This window comes from Paraburkholderia metrosideri (genome assembly GCF_904848625.1).
Classification (GTDB): Bacteria; Pseudomonadota; Gammaproteobacteria; order Burkholderiales; family Burkholderiaceae; genus Paraburkholderia; species Paraburkholderia metrosideri.
Window position 1 is genome coordinate 277931 of record NZ_CAJHCP010000004.1, and the last position, 15050, is coordinate 292980.

Consider the following 15050-nt stretch of genomic DNA (forward strand, 5'->3'; position numbering starts at 1 on the left):
GCGTAATCAGACTCGGCTTCCATTGCAGTCGCGATACTGAACAGCTGCTATCGGAAGCGCCCATCAGCAGTCGATGCCGAAGCCACCGCTTCCGGCGCATCCCATCCGCCGCCGAGCGATCGATACAACGCGACCGCCGCTAGCGCATGCTCGCGCTTCGCCTGGTTCAGTGACTCCGAGTCACGCAAAAACGCCTCTTGCGCAGCGAGAACATCAAGGAAACTGGACGCACCGTTCTTGTACAGTTCCGTCGACAACTTCAGCGCATGATTCGATGCGTCCAATGCGCCCCCCAGCCGTTGCACCTGGACCCCACCGCTCACGAGATCGCTACGGTTGTCCTCGATTTCCTTTAACGCCTGCAACATGGTCTGCTGCAATCCGAGTTGCGACTCGCGCATGCGGCTTTCGCTCGCGTCGATATTCGCGGTGATGCGACCGGCGTTGAAGATCGGACTCGCCGCGTTCAATGCGGCGCTAAAGAGGTTATCGGTCAACGTCGGCATGCCGAGATACGACGAAGCAAGCAAGCCATCCGCGAGATTGATCTTGAATTGCGGATAGCGCTGGGCTTTGGACACGCCGACTTCCGCCGCACGTTGTTCGACCGTCGCATAGGCGGTGCGTACATCGGGGCGCTGCAATAGCGCATCGGACGGCAATGTCTGCGGCGCGCTTTGCGCCGGTACCGGAATATCACGAGCATTGGCGAGCAGTAAGCTATCCACGCTCTCCGGCGTGCGCCCCGAATACACGGCAATCAGACTCAATTGATGCTGCACAGCCGATTGCATACGCGGAATCTGCGATTGCAGATCTTCTAGCTGATTCTGCGCACGCGCGACGTCGAGTTGAGTCGACAACCCGTAATGCAGACGCTCCTGCGTGAGTTTCAGCGCGCGGGCACGAATCTGTTCGTTGTCGCTGAGAATCTGCAATTGCGATTGGGCCCAGCGAAGATCGATATACGCCGCCGCGGTATTGGCTGCGAGCGCAAGCCGCACCTGATTCAAGGCTGCCTCACGTCCCGACACTTGCGCCTGAGCCGCGAGAACGGCAAGACGTTCGCCGCCGAATACATCGGGCGTCCAGCTTGCTGTCAGGCCGACACCCGCCTGGCGCACATAGCCGAGCGGCGGCGGCGTGTTCTGCCGCGTATTCGACGCAGTCGCGTTGGCGTCCAGCTCCGGCAGCAGCGCCGAACGATTCTGCGTCACCAGGTCCTGTGCCTGCTTGACGCGTTCAACGGCCGCCTGCACATCGAGATTGCCCGTCAATACCGATTCGACCAGTTGATGCATCACCGGGTCGCCGAACTGTTCCCACCATGTGTTGGCGCTCACGCTGTCTTGTGGCGCGTCGACATTCCAGGCTGCCGGTACAATGGTCTTGACCGTTTGCGGCAGATCTGCGTGCGTGGCGGGTTGCACCGCGCACGCCGCGAGCGTCAGCAACGCCGCGCTCGCCAGTACTTTCATCAGAATTGGCTTCATGTCGGGTTCCTCAATGAGCTTCGGGCGGCGGTGCAGTATTGCCGAATGGACGGGAGAACAACACACTGAGCAAACCCACCACGAAGCAAAGCGCTACGGCGAGAAAGGCATCGGAGAAAGTCAGTACAAGCGCTTCACGCATCAGTACCGCATGCAATTCGCCGAGCCCTGCGTTGGCCGCATTCAACACGTTGCCGCCAACCGACGCGAGATAATCGGCCTGCTTTTGCAAAATCGACTCGACTACCGGCCGTCCGGCGTTCAGATGCTCGTCGAGACGTTCATAGTGGAAATTCAAGCGATCGTTGAGCATCGTGCTACTCACCGCAATGCCAATCGCGCCGCCAAGATTTCGCATCAGATTGAACAGACCGCTTGCGGAACGCAGCCTCGACGGCGGCAACGAGCCGAGCGCCATCGTGACAATGGGCGGAATACAGAACTGTTGGCCGATGCCGCGCAATGCCTGGGGAATCAGCAACTGTTGCCAGCCCCATTGACTCGTCAATGGCACATACAGGTAGCAGCCAATGCCGAATAGCGCGAGTCCGAACACCATGAGCAGGCGCATATCGACAACGCGCGCCAGCATCGAATACGCAGCCAACGCCAGAAGTTGAAAACAGCCAACCGACAGCAATGCGAGGCCGATCTGTAACGAATCGAAGCCACGTACACGCGCCAGAAACACCGGCGTCAGAAACACCGTGCAGAAGATCCCGATCCCGGTAATGAACGACAGCAAACTGCCAATGCCGAAATTGCGGACTGCCAGCGCGCGCAAATCGACGATCGGCTCTTTCGCGGTGAACGCATGCACGAAAAAAAGAAACCCGCAGACAGCCGACACCCACGCGCAAAAAACGATCACGTCGTCGCCGAACCAGTTCTTGCGCGGCCCTTCTTCGAGCACATACTCAAGGCAGCCGAGAAAGCCGGACATCAGCAGAATACCGAGGTAGTCGCCTTTTTTAAGCAGCGAAAGATCGACCCGGTCGATATGGACATACTTCGGCACCAGAACCGTGACGGCAATGCCAGGCACCAGGTTCAGATAGAACAGCCAATGCCACGACCATTGCGAGGTAATCCAGCCACCAATCACAGGACCGATCGTGGGGGCCAGTGACGCCAGTGCGCCGATCGTGGTCGACGCAATCAAACGCTGTTTCCCAGGGAACAGGACAAACGCTGTCGTGAACACCGTCGGAATCATCGCGGCGCCGAGCGCGCCTTGCAAACCGCGAAACAGGATCATCGAATTGATGTCCCATGCGAGACCGCACAGCATGCTCGTGATCGTGAAGCCGAGTGCCGAAAACGTGAATAACCAGCGCGTGGAGAACACGCGAGTGAGCCACCCGGACATCGGAATCACGATGATTTCCGCAATCAGATACGACGTCTGCACCCAGGAGAGTTCGTCCTGACTCGCAGACAAACCGCCGCCAATGTCTCTGAGCGATGACGCCACGATCTGGATATCGAGCGTCGCCATGAAAAACCCGACGCACATCAGCGCAAACGCGAAGACTTTGGTGCGCGTGGGCTGGTCGGCGGGATTGTCGAGGATCTGGGTCATGATCGTCTTATCCGTGCGCGGGCGAATTGCCAGCATCGCCGGAATCGAGATGGACTTTCACCGTCGCCGAGAGGCCCGGCCGCAGCACGCCTTGCATGTCCTTCGGGACCGCGAGACGCACTCGCACCGGCACGCGCTGCACGATCTTCGTGAAGTTACCGGTCGCGTTTTCAGCGGGTAATACGCTGAAGGTGGCGCCGGTTGCCGGAGCGAGGCTCTCCACGACACCATGAATCTGCCGGCTCGATGCGTCGAGATCGACGTCGACGCCGTCGCCGACGCGCATCTTCTTCAACTGGTCTTCCTTGAAGTTCGCGTCGATCCACAATCCGCTGGATGGAACCACCGTCAGCAGTGAGACGCCGGTATTCGCCAGTAGCCCGACACGCGCGGTGCGGTTGCCAACATAACCGTCTATTGGAGAGCGGATCGTCGTGTATTCCACATTCAGTGCCGCGACGCGCTGGGCGGCCTGCGCGGTAGCGATACGCGCCTCGGCGTCGCCGATCTGCGCATCGAGCACCGCAATCTGCCGCTGTGCCGCGAGCAGTCCCGCCGCGCTGCGATCTACCGCCGCGTGCGCTTTGGTCAGATCGGCGTCGGCTCGCTCGACCACCTGGCTCGATACGGCTTCGTCCTTCACCAGTTCGCGATAGCGCGTCTGATCAGCGGCGCTGCGCGTCAATTCGGCGCCCGACGCGCGAACCTCGGCCGCCTGTTCGTTAATCGTCGCAAGCTGCAACGACTTTTTGGCCTGCAACTCGGTGACCGCCGCCTGCGCGCTCTGCACTTCCGCGCTGGCTTGCGCAAGGCGAGCGTCGTAATCGCGTGCATCGAGCCGGATCAGCACCTGGTTCGCGTGCACGAACTGGTTGTCCTGCACGAGTACATCGGTGACAAAGCCGTTCACCTTTGGCGCCATCACGGTGACATCGCCGCCGACGTACGCGTCGTCGGTCGTTTCAACGAAGCGGCCGACGAAGAACCAGTACGACACGGCCAGCGCCAGCACGATCAGGACCGTGACGACCGAGAGCAGCATCCACGGAATGCGCCGTGCCGGTTTGGCGGTCTGCGCCGCATTGGGCGGTGCAATAGTCGAAGGTGTAGTGGACATGGTATCGATATGTGCGTATGCACTCGTTGCGTTGAAAAAAATGGCGCACTGCGCCGACCTTCTTTAACTCTTTATTCGCGTTATCCGGCTTCAGATCGAATCCCGCGTGATCGCAAATAGTTCGCCGCGCAATGCCGCCGCTCGCTCCTCGCCGAAACGGTTTTCGAACTCGGCCTGCGCGGCATACCAGTGCATACGTCCTGCTTTTAGCCGCTCCTCGCCCGCTACCGTGAGGACGATAGAAAGCGCGCGACCATCTGCACCGAGCGCTTCGCTCGATACGAGGCCATTGCGGCGCAACGGCTGAATCGTGCGAACCAGCGAGGTGCGCTGCATCCGCATCGCTTCGGCCATCTGTTTCATCGTCATAGGACCTGTGCGCCGGAGCCGGCCGAGCAGCGAAAACTGCGTGATGGTCAGCCCGACATTCGCCAGATGCCGGTCGTAAAGTTGCGATACGTAGCGGGCGGCCTGACGGATCGCAAAGCAGTCGTCGTCTAAAAGACCTTCCATTGCCGTGATTCCCGATTCGTGAGTGCGTATGCACACGACAGCGCACAATAAAGCCCGTCGAAACGGGCCCTTGCACACTGACTAACCTGTGATGCTGAACAACTCCGCGCGCAGCGTTTTAGCGCGCCCTTGCCCGAACTTCTGTTCGAATTCGTCCTGCGCTGCCCGCCATGCGATGGCGGCCTCGTCGAAAGTCGCTTCGCCCTTCTCCGTCAGACTGAACAGGAAAGTACGACCGTCATGTTCAGCCGCTTCAGTCGACACCAGACCGTCGCGCTGCAACGGTTTCATTGCGCGGACCAGCGTGGTGCGCTCCATCACCATGGCGTCGGCGAGGTCCACCATGGGCAGGTTCGGTGTGCGTGCGAGCTTGGCGAGAATCGTGAACTGCGCCGCTGTCAGACCCACCGCGCCGAGATGACGCTCGTAGATTTGCGTGACGTGCCGCGCCGCCTGGCGTAGCGCGAAACAGTTGCATTCGTCGTAGGAGAGAGGGCGTGTCATTCGAAGAAGTCTAGATGTGCATACGCACACCGTCAAGTTTCTTTTTAATTCGAAGCCGCCCTATCCCGCATTGCAACACGCGGCCAGGTGCGGATCTTCATCCATACGTTCGTTTGAATTTTCGCCGTAAGCCCCACGGCAAGGCGCAACGAAGTCCAGCCGGAGTTTGGATTAATGCCACTATGTACAATTTTGCAGTAGCGGCTTAATGTTCAGCCGCCAACATTAAAAGATTAAAAACAGATCAAAAGGAGACGTGAATGTCGCTCCATGTCGCGCCGTCGGGAGTCGTAATGCAATGGGCATATGCCAATACGATTGTCCATATTGATGTGGAATCAACCGTATTGATCTCCCACTGGATTACCTGACAAAACCTTATTCGGTTGCATTGCCCATACCCACTTGTGCATCGGCTCTGTTAAGGCTGTCCGCTATGGCCAGTCAGCCCTTATTTATATCAGTGCAGCCTTTCTGTGAGCATTTCCAATTACTTATTTCGCGGCTGGCCAGCCAACACGCGCACCGTCATCAGGTAACTCACGCAATTGACATAGCAAAAGACGTGGCGAAAAAAGAAAAAGTGGCACCCGTGCGGTCCAACTATTCCGCGCGCATTAATAACGAAAGACAGTATCGAGGAGACACACAATGAGATTCACACTGCGAAGAGAATTATCCGCTTCGACGGTACTCAGCGCGCTCGCGCTAACTGCGTTGCTGGCGGCTTGCGGCGGCGGTAAGCCGGACGACCCGGCCGCCGTCAACGTCCCGCAATGCTCGGGCAACACCTGCCCGCCCCAGGGTCAGCCGCCCAGCACACCAGCGGTTGCCGCCAAACTCTGCCCCGACACGCTCGACTACTCCACCACCTACACCGGTGGTTCGGGCAGCGGCGAATACGTGAAGGTGAAATTCGACTCGTCGACGAAGCAGTACCAGATGACCTTCGTCGACTCCGCCGTGCCGACCTCAGCGGGCCAGGTCAACACCACGCGCACGGGCCTGACGATCACCGGCGACTACGACAATCCCACCGGCTCACTCGCGTTGCCGACTGCCGAACAGAACCGCTGCGCGATCGTGCTGAAAAACGGTGCGACCGCCGACGGCAGCTATAGCGTGACGATCAATCCGCAAGATCCGCCGATGCTGTTCGTCGGCCAGGGGATCGTCGGCGGCGGAATTCCAGGAGCGACGATCCAGTTCGACGGTATCGACTCGCTCGGCTTTCCGATTGGCGTAGTGCCTTCGCGAACCTTCGACTCCTATCCGTTCCTCGGCTTCAGCGAGACGGTGACCGATTTCTCGCAAGTGGCCGGTGCCTATAACGAAGTGGGCTTCCGGGTGAACCCGGAAGGCTCGGGCCCGCAAAGCACGGACGGCGGCATAACCCTGACCGGTTGGGCGCCGAACGCCATTCAAACCAGCGAGACACTCAACGCGGACGGTACCTGTACGCCCAGTTCCACGCTCTATTCGTGCGCACTCACCGGCACGCCGTGGACGTTGCGCACCAACGCCGACGGCACGCCGGATAACGTGTTCATCAGCAATACGCCGGCTAGCTCTCCAACCCTCGGGTACCCGGTTGCTGGTGTGGGCATCGAACAGGTTCTATTCGCGCCAAGCCTCGCTCACGGCATCATGATTGTCGGCAAGGTGAACAATCAGCTTGTGCCGGTGATGATCCGCGTCGGCTACGCTCATACCGATCCCGGTACTGATATTGCGAGCATCCTGAACAACGCGCTCGACGATCAACTCGGCATCTCGCTGCTGGCGCCCGCGACGACCGTCGATCAAACCACGCTGACAGGCGGCTACATCGGCGCCAACAGCGCGTCGGCGTGCGGCGCGGTGACCACGATCGGGCAAGCTCCATCGACCATTTATGACAACGGGCAGTTTGTCTATGCGGCAGCGGGTTCGTGCAGCGACGGCAGCGCGTCGTTCAATGCGGGCGTGAACTATAACGCGACGCTGTTCCAGAATCCGACGGCGGCATTGCTGAATCCGTTCACGTCGTCGGTCGCGAGCAATCTGTCGCTCGACTACACGCAGACGCAACCGGGGCTCATCAACGTCACCGCCAATCGGGACCTGACGTCCGGCACGACGTCGATCTACAAGGCGGGCGACACCGGCGTGATGATCAAGGTGGGACCGGTGTACGGGTTGCTGATGAACGGTATCAATCCGACCTACCTGACCAACGATCCGGGCAACGTCTACCGGGTCAATCCATTCCTCGCGATTGGCGCGTTCGTCGAGTAAGCACCTGGACAGCGCAAAACAGAAAGGCTCGCCGGAGCAATCCGGCGAGCCTTTTTTCGCTGCTCAGGCCAACGTCAAAGTGCGAGCACCGTCACCCCGACTTCCACACGATGCGCGCCGCCGCCCAGAATCATTCCGCGCAGCAACGATACATCGCTGTAATCGCGTCCGATAGCGAGCGTCACATGATCGACATCGGCGAGCACGTCGTTGGTTGGGTCCAGGTCGATCCAGCCGCTCTCGGGGCAATATACCGACACCCACGCGTGCGACGCATCTGCGCCAATCAAGCGCGGCTGCCCCGGCGGCGGATCGTTGCGCAGATAGCCGCTCACATAACGCGCCGGCAAACCCAGCGAACGTAAGCAGCCGATCATCACCTGAGCGAAATCCTGGCACACGCCGCTCTTCAATTCGAAAGCGCGTTCGGCTGGTGTATCGAACATCGTGGCCGATGGCTTATACGCGAAGTCTTCGTGAATCCGGTGCATCAGATCAATCGCGCCAGCGGCCACCGGCTGCCCCGGCGGAAAGCTCGGCAACGCGTAGTCTCGCAGCGACGCGCGCAACGCGATATTCGGCGACGCAAAACAGAACTCCACCTCGGCGCGAAACTGGCCGCCGACATGAAAGCGTAATGCGTCCGCCACCTCTTCCCATCCGGGTGTCGCGTCGGGATCGAGATCGTTCCAGCGCGGCGTCAGTGCAACGGTGGTTTCGCTGACGAGTTGCAGACGCTCGTGCGGCGTATCGAGCGCAAAGTACAGCACGTCGTTGCCGAATGCGTCGATACGGCTGTTCAGATACGACGGCTCCGGCTCGATCCGCTCGGTATGCGAGACCACGCGTTGCCACGAACACGCAATCGGGCGGATCGTCGCGAGATGCTGTGCGGTCTCGACATAGGTGGAATAACGGTAAGTGGTGCGGTGCGAGACCGACAGGACGACCGGCGCGTTTTTCATGACCATACCTGTGACGCCACCGTGCTTGCGTGACTGAAATAGCGCGCGCTGATTTCATGCGCGGCCGCACCGACGAACCCGCCGATCAGATCGCACACGCCGATCAGGCGCTCGTAGGCGCCGTCTTCGTCGACACTGCACAACGATTCGAGCGACGGCAACGACGCCGCCGGCGGCATCAATTCCGCGAACGGACGATGCCGCGCGCTGCCCGCCGCCACGGCGATCTCGTCGAGCTTCTTGCGCAAGCGCTCGTACACGCCATAAATGCCACGCGGATTGGTCGGCTCGATCACCAGCAAGTCGAGCAACGCTGGCACTTCGAAACGGCCCGGATACAGCGAGCGATACGTCAGCGTACTATCGAACAATTGCAGCAGCAGATCGAAGCCCGCGGGCGTCGCAAGCTGGCCGTTGTCGGCGACGACGCGCACAAACGCGGTCATCGACGACACGCGCTCGATGTGCCGCCCGACGAACAGCAAACGCCAGGCTTCGTCGCGCGTCATGCGGTCGCCTTGCGCGCCGCTGATCGCCGATAACTGCACCGACAGGTGTTCGAGCGCGTTCACCAGCGTGATGCGGTCGTAGCGGTCGTGACGTTCGGCACGGCCATTCGCGCTGCCGTTGCCGCTGCCGTTACTACTGCCATTGCTTTGCGATTGCGATTGAGACTGCGACTGCGACTGCGACGCGCCGCCCGCCGCCGAAGCCACCGGCATCAACGTCTGCATCGCATCGCGAAAGTCATTCCGTGCGGCGAGAATCGTGCGCCAATGATCGTTCGACAGACGTCCGCGCACTTCGCCATTCGCGCGTGCCTGGCTTTTCAGATTCTGACCGATGCTGGCCATCCCCGCGCTTTCGCTGAGGTTCGCGACCAGCGCGCGTTCGAATGTCTGCGGGGAATGCGGCGAAAACATATCGCCGGACTGCACCAGCCCGCATTGCGTCGCGAGTTCGACGAGCGTCGGGAACATCGCGTCGGCGTCATTGCCTTCCAGCGAGCCGAGAATCAGCCGCAACAAACGCACGTTGTTTTCGGCGCGTTCGCCATAGCGCCCCGCCCAGAACAGATTTTCCGCTGCGCGACTCGACACCGTACGATGCTTGCGCGCGAGGTCGGCGGGTTGCATCGGCGAAGGCAGCAGCGTGAAGTTCGAGGTGGGCTGGCTCGACAGCACCCACGTGTCGACGCTACTGCCGCCGTACTGCATCGATACCGTGGTCTGGCGTTCCGCCGCCATGCGCGTGAAGCCGCCCGGCATGACATGCCAGCCGCCGTTGGCATCGGCAATCGCATAGACGCGCAGCACGCTCGGACGACGGCCGACCGTGCCCTCCTCATAACGCGGCGTACACGAAAAGCGCTGCGGCTGCTGGATCGTGTAGGTGTCGGGCATCGCTTCGATCCGCTCGCGCCACGCCGCCAGCTTCTGCCTGCCCTGTTCGATGCCCGGCGGCGCATCGCGCCCGCTGACCGGCCAGGTCGGCACGATGAACGCTTCATCCAGTCGCGCGAACGCGTGCTCGCGCGCCGCCGTTTCGCCGCACCACCAGGTGGCGACGCTCGGCAGCACGAGAACTTCACCCAGCAACGTTTCGGCAATGCCCGGAAGGAATCCATGCAACGCGGGCGATTCGACGAAACCCGAGCCCGGCACGTTCGACACGATCACATTGCCCGCGCGCATCACCTGCAACAAGCCAGGCACGCCGATGCTCGAATCGGCGCGCAATTCGACCGGATCGCAGAACGCATCGTCCAGACGGCGCAGCACCACGTGCACGCGTTCCAGTCCTGCCAGCGTCTTCAGATACAGCTTGTCGTCACGCACGGTGAGGTCCTTGCCCTCGACCAGCGTGACACCCAGATAACGCGCCAGAAACACGTGCTCGAAATACGTTTCGCTATACGGCCCCGGCGTCAGCAACGCGATATGTGCCGACGTATCTGCACGCGTGCCTTCGTCGCTGTCGTCGTGCCGCATCGTGGCCTGGGCCGCTTGCGCGAGCGTCGCGATCAATTGCGAATAGGTCGGTGCGAGACGGCTCACGCGCATCGAGCGGAACGAATCGGCAAACAGGCCCGACACGATCAGCCGGTTTTCCAGTGCATACCCAAGCCCCGACGGTGCCTCGGTGCGATGCTGCATGACGGTCCAGTCGCCACCCGGCGTACGCGCGAGGTCGACCGCAACGACTTGCAGATACTGGCCGCCAGGCGGCGTGTAACCCTTCACCGAACGCAAGTACCCCGGATGGCCGAACACCAGCGCGGGCGGCAACTGCCCACGTTCGAGCAGGGTCTGCGGCCCATAAATATCGGCGACGATCGCATTGAGCAGATGCGCGCGCTGCGTGACGCCCTGCTCGATATGCGCCCAGTCGTCCTCGCTGATCAGAAACGGCAGCAGGTCGAGCGCCCACGGACGCGATTCGCCGTTATCCGCGTAGACGTTGTAGCTGATGTCGTTTTCGCGGATCTGCTGCGCGACCGACGCGACGTGAGCGTCGAGCCGGGCCACGCCATCTTCGCCAAGCCGCTCGAAGAACTGATGCCAGGGTTCGCGCAGCGCGCCGGACGCGTCGCGCAACTCGTCCCAGTGTCCCTCGTAGCCAGGCAACAGGCGCAACAGGGACGAAGCGTCCGCGCGGGCCGCGGACGTTTCGAAGGGAAAAGTCGATTGAAAAGCCAAGATGGTGTCGTTTTAGGAGTAAGTGGGTTTCACCAGTAACGCAGATCGAGCGTGAACGGAAACTCGAGACTGCGATGCGGCGCATCGACCGTGAGCGGCCCCGGCGTATGGCCCGACGCAAAGAAACGCGCCCGCCGCCGGCTTTCCGCCTCATAGGCGTTCACCGGGAAGGTCTCATAGTTGCGCCCGCCCGGATGTGCGACATGATACTGGCATCCGCCCACCGAGCGGCCGGTCCAATTGTCAACCAGGTCAAAGGTGAGCGGCGCGTCCACCCCGATCGTGGGATGCAGCGCCGACGGCTGCGCCCACGCCCTGAAGCGCACCCCCGCCACATATTCGCTGACGCGGCCGGTCGGCTGCAACGGCACCGGCACGCCATTGACCGTCAGCACATGGCGGTTCCCGTTCAGCCCAAGCACGTGCACTTCGAGCCGCTCCACCGACGAATCCACATAACGCACCGTGCCGCCCGGCGAGCCCTCCTCGCCCATCACATGCCAGGGTTCGAGCGCGTTGCGGATGGTCAGCGACACGCCGTTCACCGTGGTCTCGCCGACCAGCGGGAAGCGGAACTCGAAGTGTGGCGCGAACCAGCTACTGTCGAACGCGAAACCGGCGCGGTTCAGTTCGCCGAGCACATCGTCGAAATCCATTTTTACGAAGGTGCCGAGCAGGAAGCGGTCGTGCAGCTCGGTGCCCCAGCGCGTGAGCCGCTGCGTGTAGGGCGTGTGCCAGAAGCGCGCGACCAGTGCGCGCAGCAGCAGTTGCTGCACGAGGCTCATACGTGCATGCGGCGGCATTTCGAAGCCGCGCAATTCGAGCAGACCGAGACGGCCGGTCGGGCCATCGGGCGAATACAGCTTGTCGATACAGAACTCGGCGCGGTGCGTGTTGCCCGTCACGTCGATCAGGATGTTGCGCAGCGAGCGGTCGATCATCCACGACGGCAGGTTCGCGCTGTCGCGGCCGCCCAGCAGGTCGATCTGCCGTTGCAATTCGCGGAACGCGACTTCGAGTTCATACACCTGGTCGTTGCGCGCTTCGTCGACCCGGGGCGCCTGGCTGGTCGGTCCGATGAACAGCCCCGAAAACAGATACGACAGCGACGGGTGATTGTGCCAATACGCAATCAGGCTCGCGAGCAAGTCGGGGCGACGCAGGAACGGGCTGTCGGCAGGTGTCGCGCCGCCGAGCACGAAGTGATTGCCACCGCCCGTGCCGGTGTGCCGACCATCGGTCATGAACTTTTCGCTGCTCAGATAGCTTTCCGACGCCGACTGATACAGATACTCGGTGTGATCGACCAGTTGGTCCCAGCTCGAGGCCGGATGAATGTTCACCTCGATCACGCCCGGGTCCGGCGTCACCTGCAACACTTTCAGACGCGCGTCGCGTGGCGGCGGATAGCCTTCGAGCACGACCTGCATTTTCAGATCGGCGGCCGTGGCTTCGATCGCGGCGAGCAGGTCGAGGTAATCGTCGAGTTCGGTCAGCGGCGGCATAAACACGTGCAACAGCGTGCGGCCGCTGCCGAACGCCTTCTCTTCGGCCTTCGGACCGGCCGCGCGCTTCGGGTCGCGCGCTTCGACGCAAATGGCCGTGCGCAACGTTTCCTTCGACGACACCCCGCGCGCCGGCGGCTGGTCGCCCGGCTGCCGCGCATAAGCCAGCACCCCGCTGCCCGGCATGCCGCTCAGCAGATCCCCCGCGGACAGCGACAATGCGGCGGCACGGCGCGCGTCGTCCGTCGTGATCGCGTGGCGCTGGCCGGCGGCTTCCGTGCCGTCGTATTGCAGGCGCAGTTGCGCAGCCGCGCGCAACGGCACCGGCGGCGCAAACGGATCGTGCGCATGCTGATACGGGTAGTCAGTCTTCGACACCCACGGCAGCGAATCGAGCGGCAGGCGGTAACCCATCGGCGAATCGCCGGGAATCAGGTACATGCGTTCGTCGCGGAAGAACCAGCGGCCGCTAACCCACGTCGGCGCTTCGCCGGGTATGTCGCGTTCGCGTCCGAGCGGCAGCACGTAGCCCGTCACGCCGCTCAAGCCCGCGTCGAACACGCGGCGCAGGCGCAGGCGCTCCAGTTCGTCGTCGAGCTTCGTGTCGAACGGATCGACATTGACCGGCAGACGGCGCTCGCGCCACAGGTAGTACCAGGTGTCTTCGTAGCCGGGCTGAATGGTGTCGGTTTCCAGCGACAGCTTGCCCGCCAGATGCGCGAGGAAGCGTTGCGCGTCGGCGGCCGTGTAGCGGCCAGGCTCGCGCTCGTCGGCGAATAGCGACGGGTCGTGCCAGCACGGCTCGCCGTCCGCGCGCCAGTACAGCGACATCGCCCAGCGCGGCAATTGCTCGCCCGGATACCACTTGCCCTGGCCGATGTGCAGGAAGCCGTTCGCGCCGTAGCGCGAGCGCAGCTTGTCCATCAGCGCGACTGCATAGCCGCGCTTGGTCGGCCCGAGTGCGTCGGTGTTCCACTCGGCGGCGTCGCGGTCGCGCACCGACACGAAGGTCGGCTCGCCACCCATCGTCAGGCGCACGTCCATGTCGACGAGTTGTTGATCGACCTGTGCGCCCATCTTCAGCACGTCGCCCCACACGTCTTCCGTGTATGGCCGGGTGACGCGCGGCGTCTCCAGAACCCGTTCGATCGACATCTCATGGCCGAATTCGACCTCGGATTCATCGACCGCGCCGGAAATCGGCGCGGCGCTGCCCGGCTCCGGCGTGCACGCCACCGGGATATGGCCTTCGCCCGCCAGCAGACCGGAGGTCGGATCGAGGCCGATCCAGCCCGCGCCCGGCAAATACACCTCGCACCACGCGTGGAGGTCGGTGAAGTCGACTTCGGTGCCGCTCGGGCCGTCGATCGATTTGACGTCGGGCGCGAGTTGCAGCAGATAACCGGATACGAAACGCGCCGCCAACCCCAGTTGCCGCAGTGTCTCGACCAGCAGCCAGCCCGAGTCGCGGCACGATCCCGCTGCGCTGACCAGCGTCTCCTCCGGCGTCTGCACGCCAGGCTCCATGCGGATCAGGTAGCGGATTTCCCGCTGCAGCCGCTGGTTCAGCGCGACGAGGAAGTCGGCGGTCACCATCGGGGTCCGGTCGATGCTCGCGACGAACTCGGCAAAGCGCGGCGTCATTGGACGCTTGACGCGGTACGGCGCAAGCTCGACGGCGAGCCCTTCCGAATACTCGAACGGGAATTGCTCGGCCGACGGTTCCAGAAAGAAGTCGAACGGGTTGTAGACGGCCATTTCGGCGATCAGGTCGACGGTGACCTTGAACTCGCGCGTCTTCTCGGGAAAGACCAATCGTGCCTGGTAGTTGGCGAATGCGTCCTGTTGCCAGTTGATAAAGTGTTCGGCCGGCTCGACTCGCATCGAATACGAGAGGATCGGAGTACGGCAATGCGGCGCAGGCCTGAGACGCACGACCTGGGGCGACAGCGCAACCAGCCTGTCGTAGCGGTAATGTGTGACGTGATGCAACGCGACGCGTATGGACACACCGGACTCCTGGATGAAGGATGGCAGCCCGCCAAAAAGCAAGCTTCATGCCGTTGATCAAAAAAACCGCGTGAACTGTCTTGAATTGCCGGTACTGCTGTGAACCGGTGTTATCTGCCGGAATCACCGCCTGTTGCGAAGTGTGCCGCATGCGACGCACGCCCGGTCGAATGAATAACGCGGCTTTTCCCAGCCTTTTGCGCAGCGGCGGCGAAGCCTCGGCGAGCCTGCCGCGACGCCGCGCACCAAAGCGGCGCAGCACGCGTGCACGATCATGCACGTAATGTGCGTTAAACCAGTGACGTCTGGCAAACGCGGCATGAAGATTGCGGCCCATCCGTCTCGTTCTCGCTGTTCTTTTCGCTCACGACTGCCACTCATCCAC

At 62.0% G+C, this 15050-nt stretch carries 9 protein-coding genes; 1 reads left to right on the forward strand and 8 read right to left on the reverse strand.

Annotated features, from left to right (window positions below):
• Nucleotides 1–47: 47 nt before the first annotated feature.
• The 5 genes from LMG28727_RS09890 to LMG28727_RS09910 all read right to left on the reverse strand — a co-directional run bounded on the left by LMG28727_RS09890 (nucleotide 48) and on the right by LMG28727_RS09910 (nucleotide 5209).
• Entirely contained in the window at nucleotides 48–1493 is a 1446-nt protein-coding gene (locus tag LMG28727_RS09890; protein WP_201642120.1) for an efflux transporter outer membrane subunit, read from the reverse strand.
• Nucleotides 1494–1503: 10 nt separating this feature from the next.
• Entirely contained in the window at nucleotides 1504–3075 is a 1572-nt protein-coding gene (locus LMG28727_RS09895; RefSeq protein ID WP_201642121.1) for a DHA2 family efflux MFS transporter permease subunit, read from the reverse strand.
• A 7-nt stretch (nucleotides 3076–3082) separates the two neighbouring features.
• A complete protein-coding gene (locus LMG28727_RS09900; protein WP_201642122.1) occupies nucleotides 3083–4192 on the reverse strand; it encodes an HlyD family secretion protein in 1110 nt (369 codons plus the stop codon).
• A gap of 90 nt (nucleotides 4193–4282) precedes the next feature.
• Nucleotides 4283–4705: a MarR family winged helix-turn-helix transcriptional regulator gene (locus tag LMG28727_RS09905; protein WP_201642123.1), complete on the reverse strand. Its 423-nt coding sequence runs from the start codon at nucleotides 4703–4705 to the stop codon at nucleotides 4283–4285.
• 81 nt (nucleotides 4706–4786) lie between these two features.
• Nucleotides 4787–5209 carry a MarR family winged helix-turn-helix transcriptional regulator gene (locus LMG28727_RS09910; protein WP_201642124.1) on the reverse strand — a complete coding sequence of 141 codons (423 nt, stop codon included), beginning with the start codon at nucleotides 5207–5209 and terminating at the stop codon, nucleotides 4787–4789.
• 651 nt (nucleotides 5210–5860) lie between these two features.
• Between LMG28727_RS09910 and LMG28727_RS09915 the strand changes: the two genes are divergently transcribed.
• Nucleotides 5861–7486 carry a DUF2957 domain-containing protein gene (locus tag LMG28727_RS09915; RefSeq protein WP_201642125.1) on the forward strand — a complete coding sequence of 542 codons (1626 nt, stop codon included), beginning with the start codon at nucleotides 5861–5863 and terminating at the stop codon, nucleotides 7484–7486.
• A gap of 74 nt (nucleotides 7487–7560) precedes the next feature.
• Here the strand turns inward: LMG28727_RS09915 and LMG28727_RS09920 are convergent, their stop codons facing one another.
• From LMG28727_RS09920 to LMG28727_RS09930, 3 genes are read right to left on the reverse strand one after another with little or no spacing between them, the layout of a single operon-like run.
• Nucleotides 7561–8451, reverse strand: coding sequence for a transglutaminase family protein (locus LMG28727_RS09920; RefSeq protein ID WP_201642126.1), 891 nt, complete (start codon nucleotides 8449–8451; stop codon nucleotides 7561–7563).
• Complete coding sequence (locus tag LMG28727_RS09925; protein ID WP_201642127.1) at nucleotides 8448–11150, reverse strand: circularly permuted type 2 ATP-grasp protein; 2703 nt, start codon at nucleotides 11148–11150, stop codon at nucleotides 8448–8450. Before LMG28727_RS09925 ends, LMG28727_RS09920 begins: the two co-directional genes overlap by 4 nt.
• Nucleotides 11151–11179: 29 nt before the next feature.
• Nucleotides 11180–14665: a transglutaminase family protein gene (locus LMG28727_RS09930; protein WP_201642128.1), complete on the reverse strand. Its 3486-nt coding sequence runs from the start codon at nucleotides 14663–14665 to the stop codon at nucleotides 11180–11182.
• Between the last annotated feature and the right edge of the window lie 385 nt (nucleotides 14666–15050).

What these genes read in the sequence shown, in the direction of transcription:
- LMG28727_RS09910 (WP_201642124.1), bottom strand. Translation starts at nt 5,209, where the DNA reads ATGACACGCCCTCTCTCCTACGACGAATGCAACTGTTTCGCGCTACGC.
- LMG28727_RS09895 (WP_201642121.1), bottom strand. Translation starts at nt 3,075, where the DNA reads ATGACCCAGATCCTCGACAATCCCGCCGACCAGCCCACGCGCACCAAA.
- LMG28727_RS09900 (WP_201642122.1), bottom strand. Translation starts at nt 4,192, where the DNA reads ATGTCCACTACACCTTCGACTATTGCACCGCCCAATGCGGCGCAGACC.
- LMG28727_RS09890 (WP_201642120.1), bottom strand. Translation starts at nt 1,493, where the DNA reads ATGAAGCCAATTCTGATGAAAGTACTGGCGAGCGCGGCGTTGCTGACG.
- LMG28727_RS09920 (WP_201642126.1), bottom strand. Translation starts at nt 8,451, where the DNA reads ATGAAAAACGCGCCGGTCGTCCTGTCGGTCTCGCACCGCACCACTTAC.
- LMG28727_RS09905 (WP_201642123.1), bottom strand. Translation starts at nt 4,705, where the DNA reads ATGGAAGGTCTTTTAGACGACGACTGCTTTGCGATCCGTCAGGCCGCC.
- LMG28727_RS09915 (WP_201642125.1), top strand. Translation starts at nt 5,861, where the DNA reads ATGAGATTCACACTGCGAAGAGAATTATCCGCTTCGACGGTACTCAGC.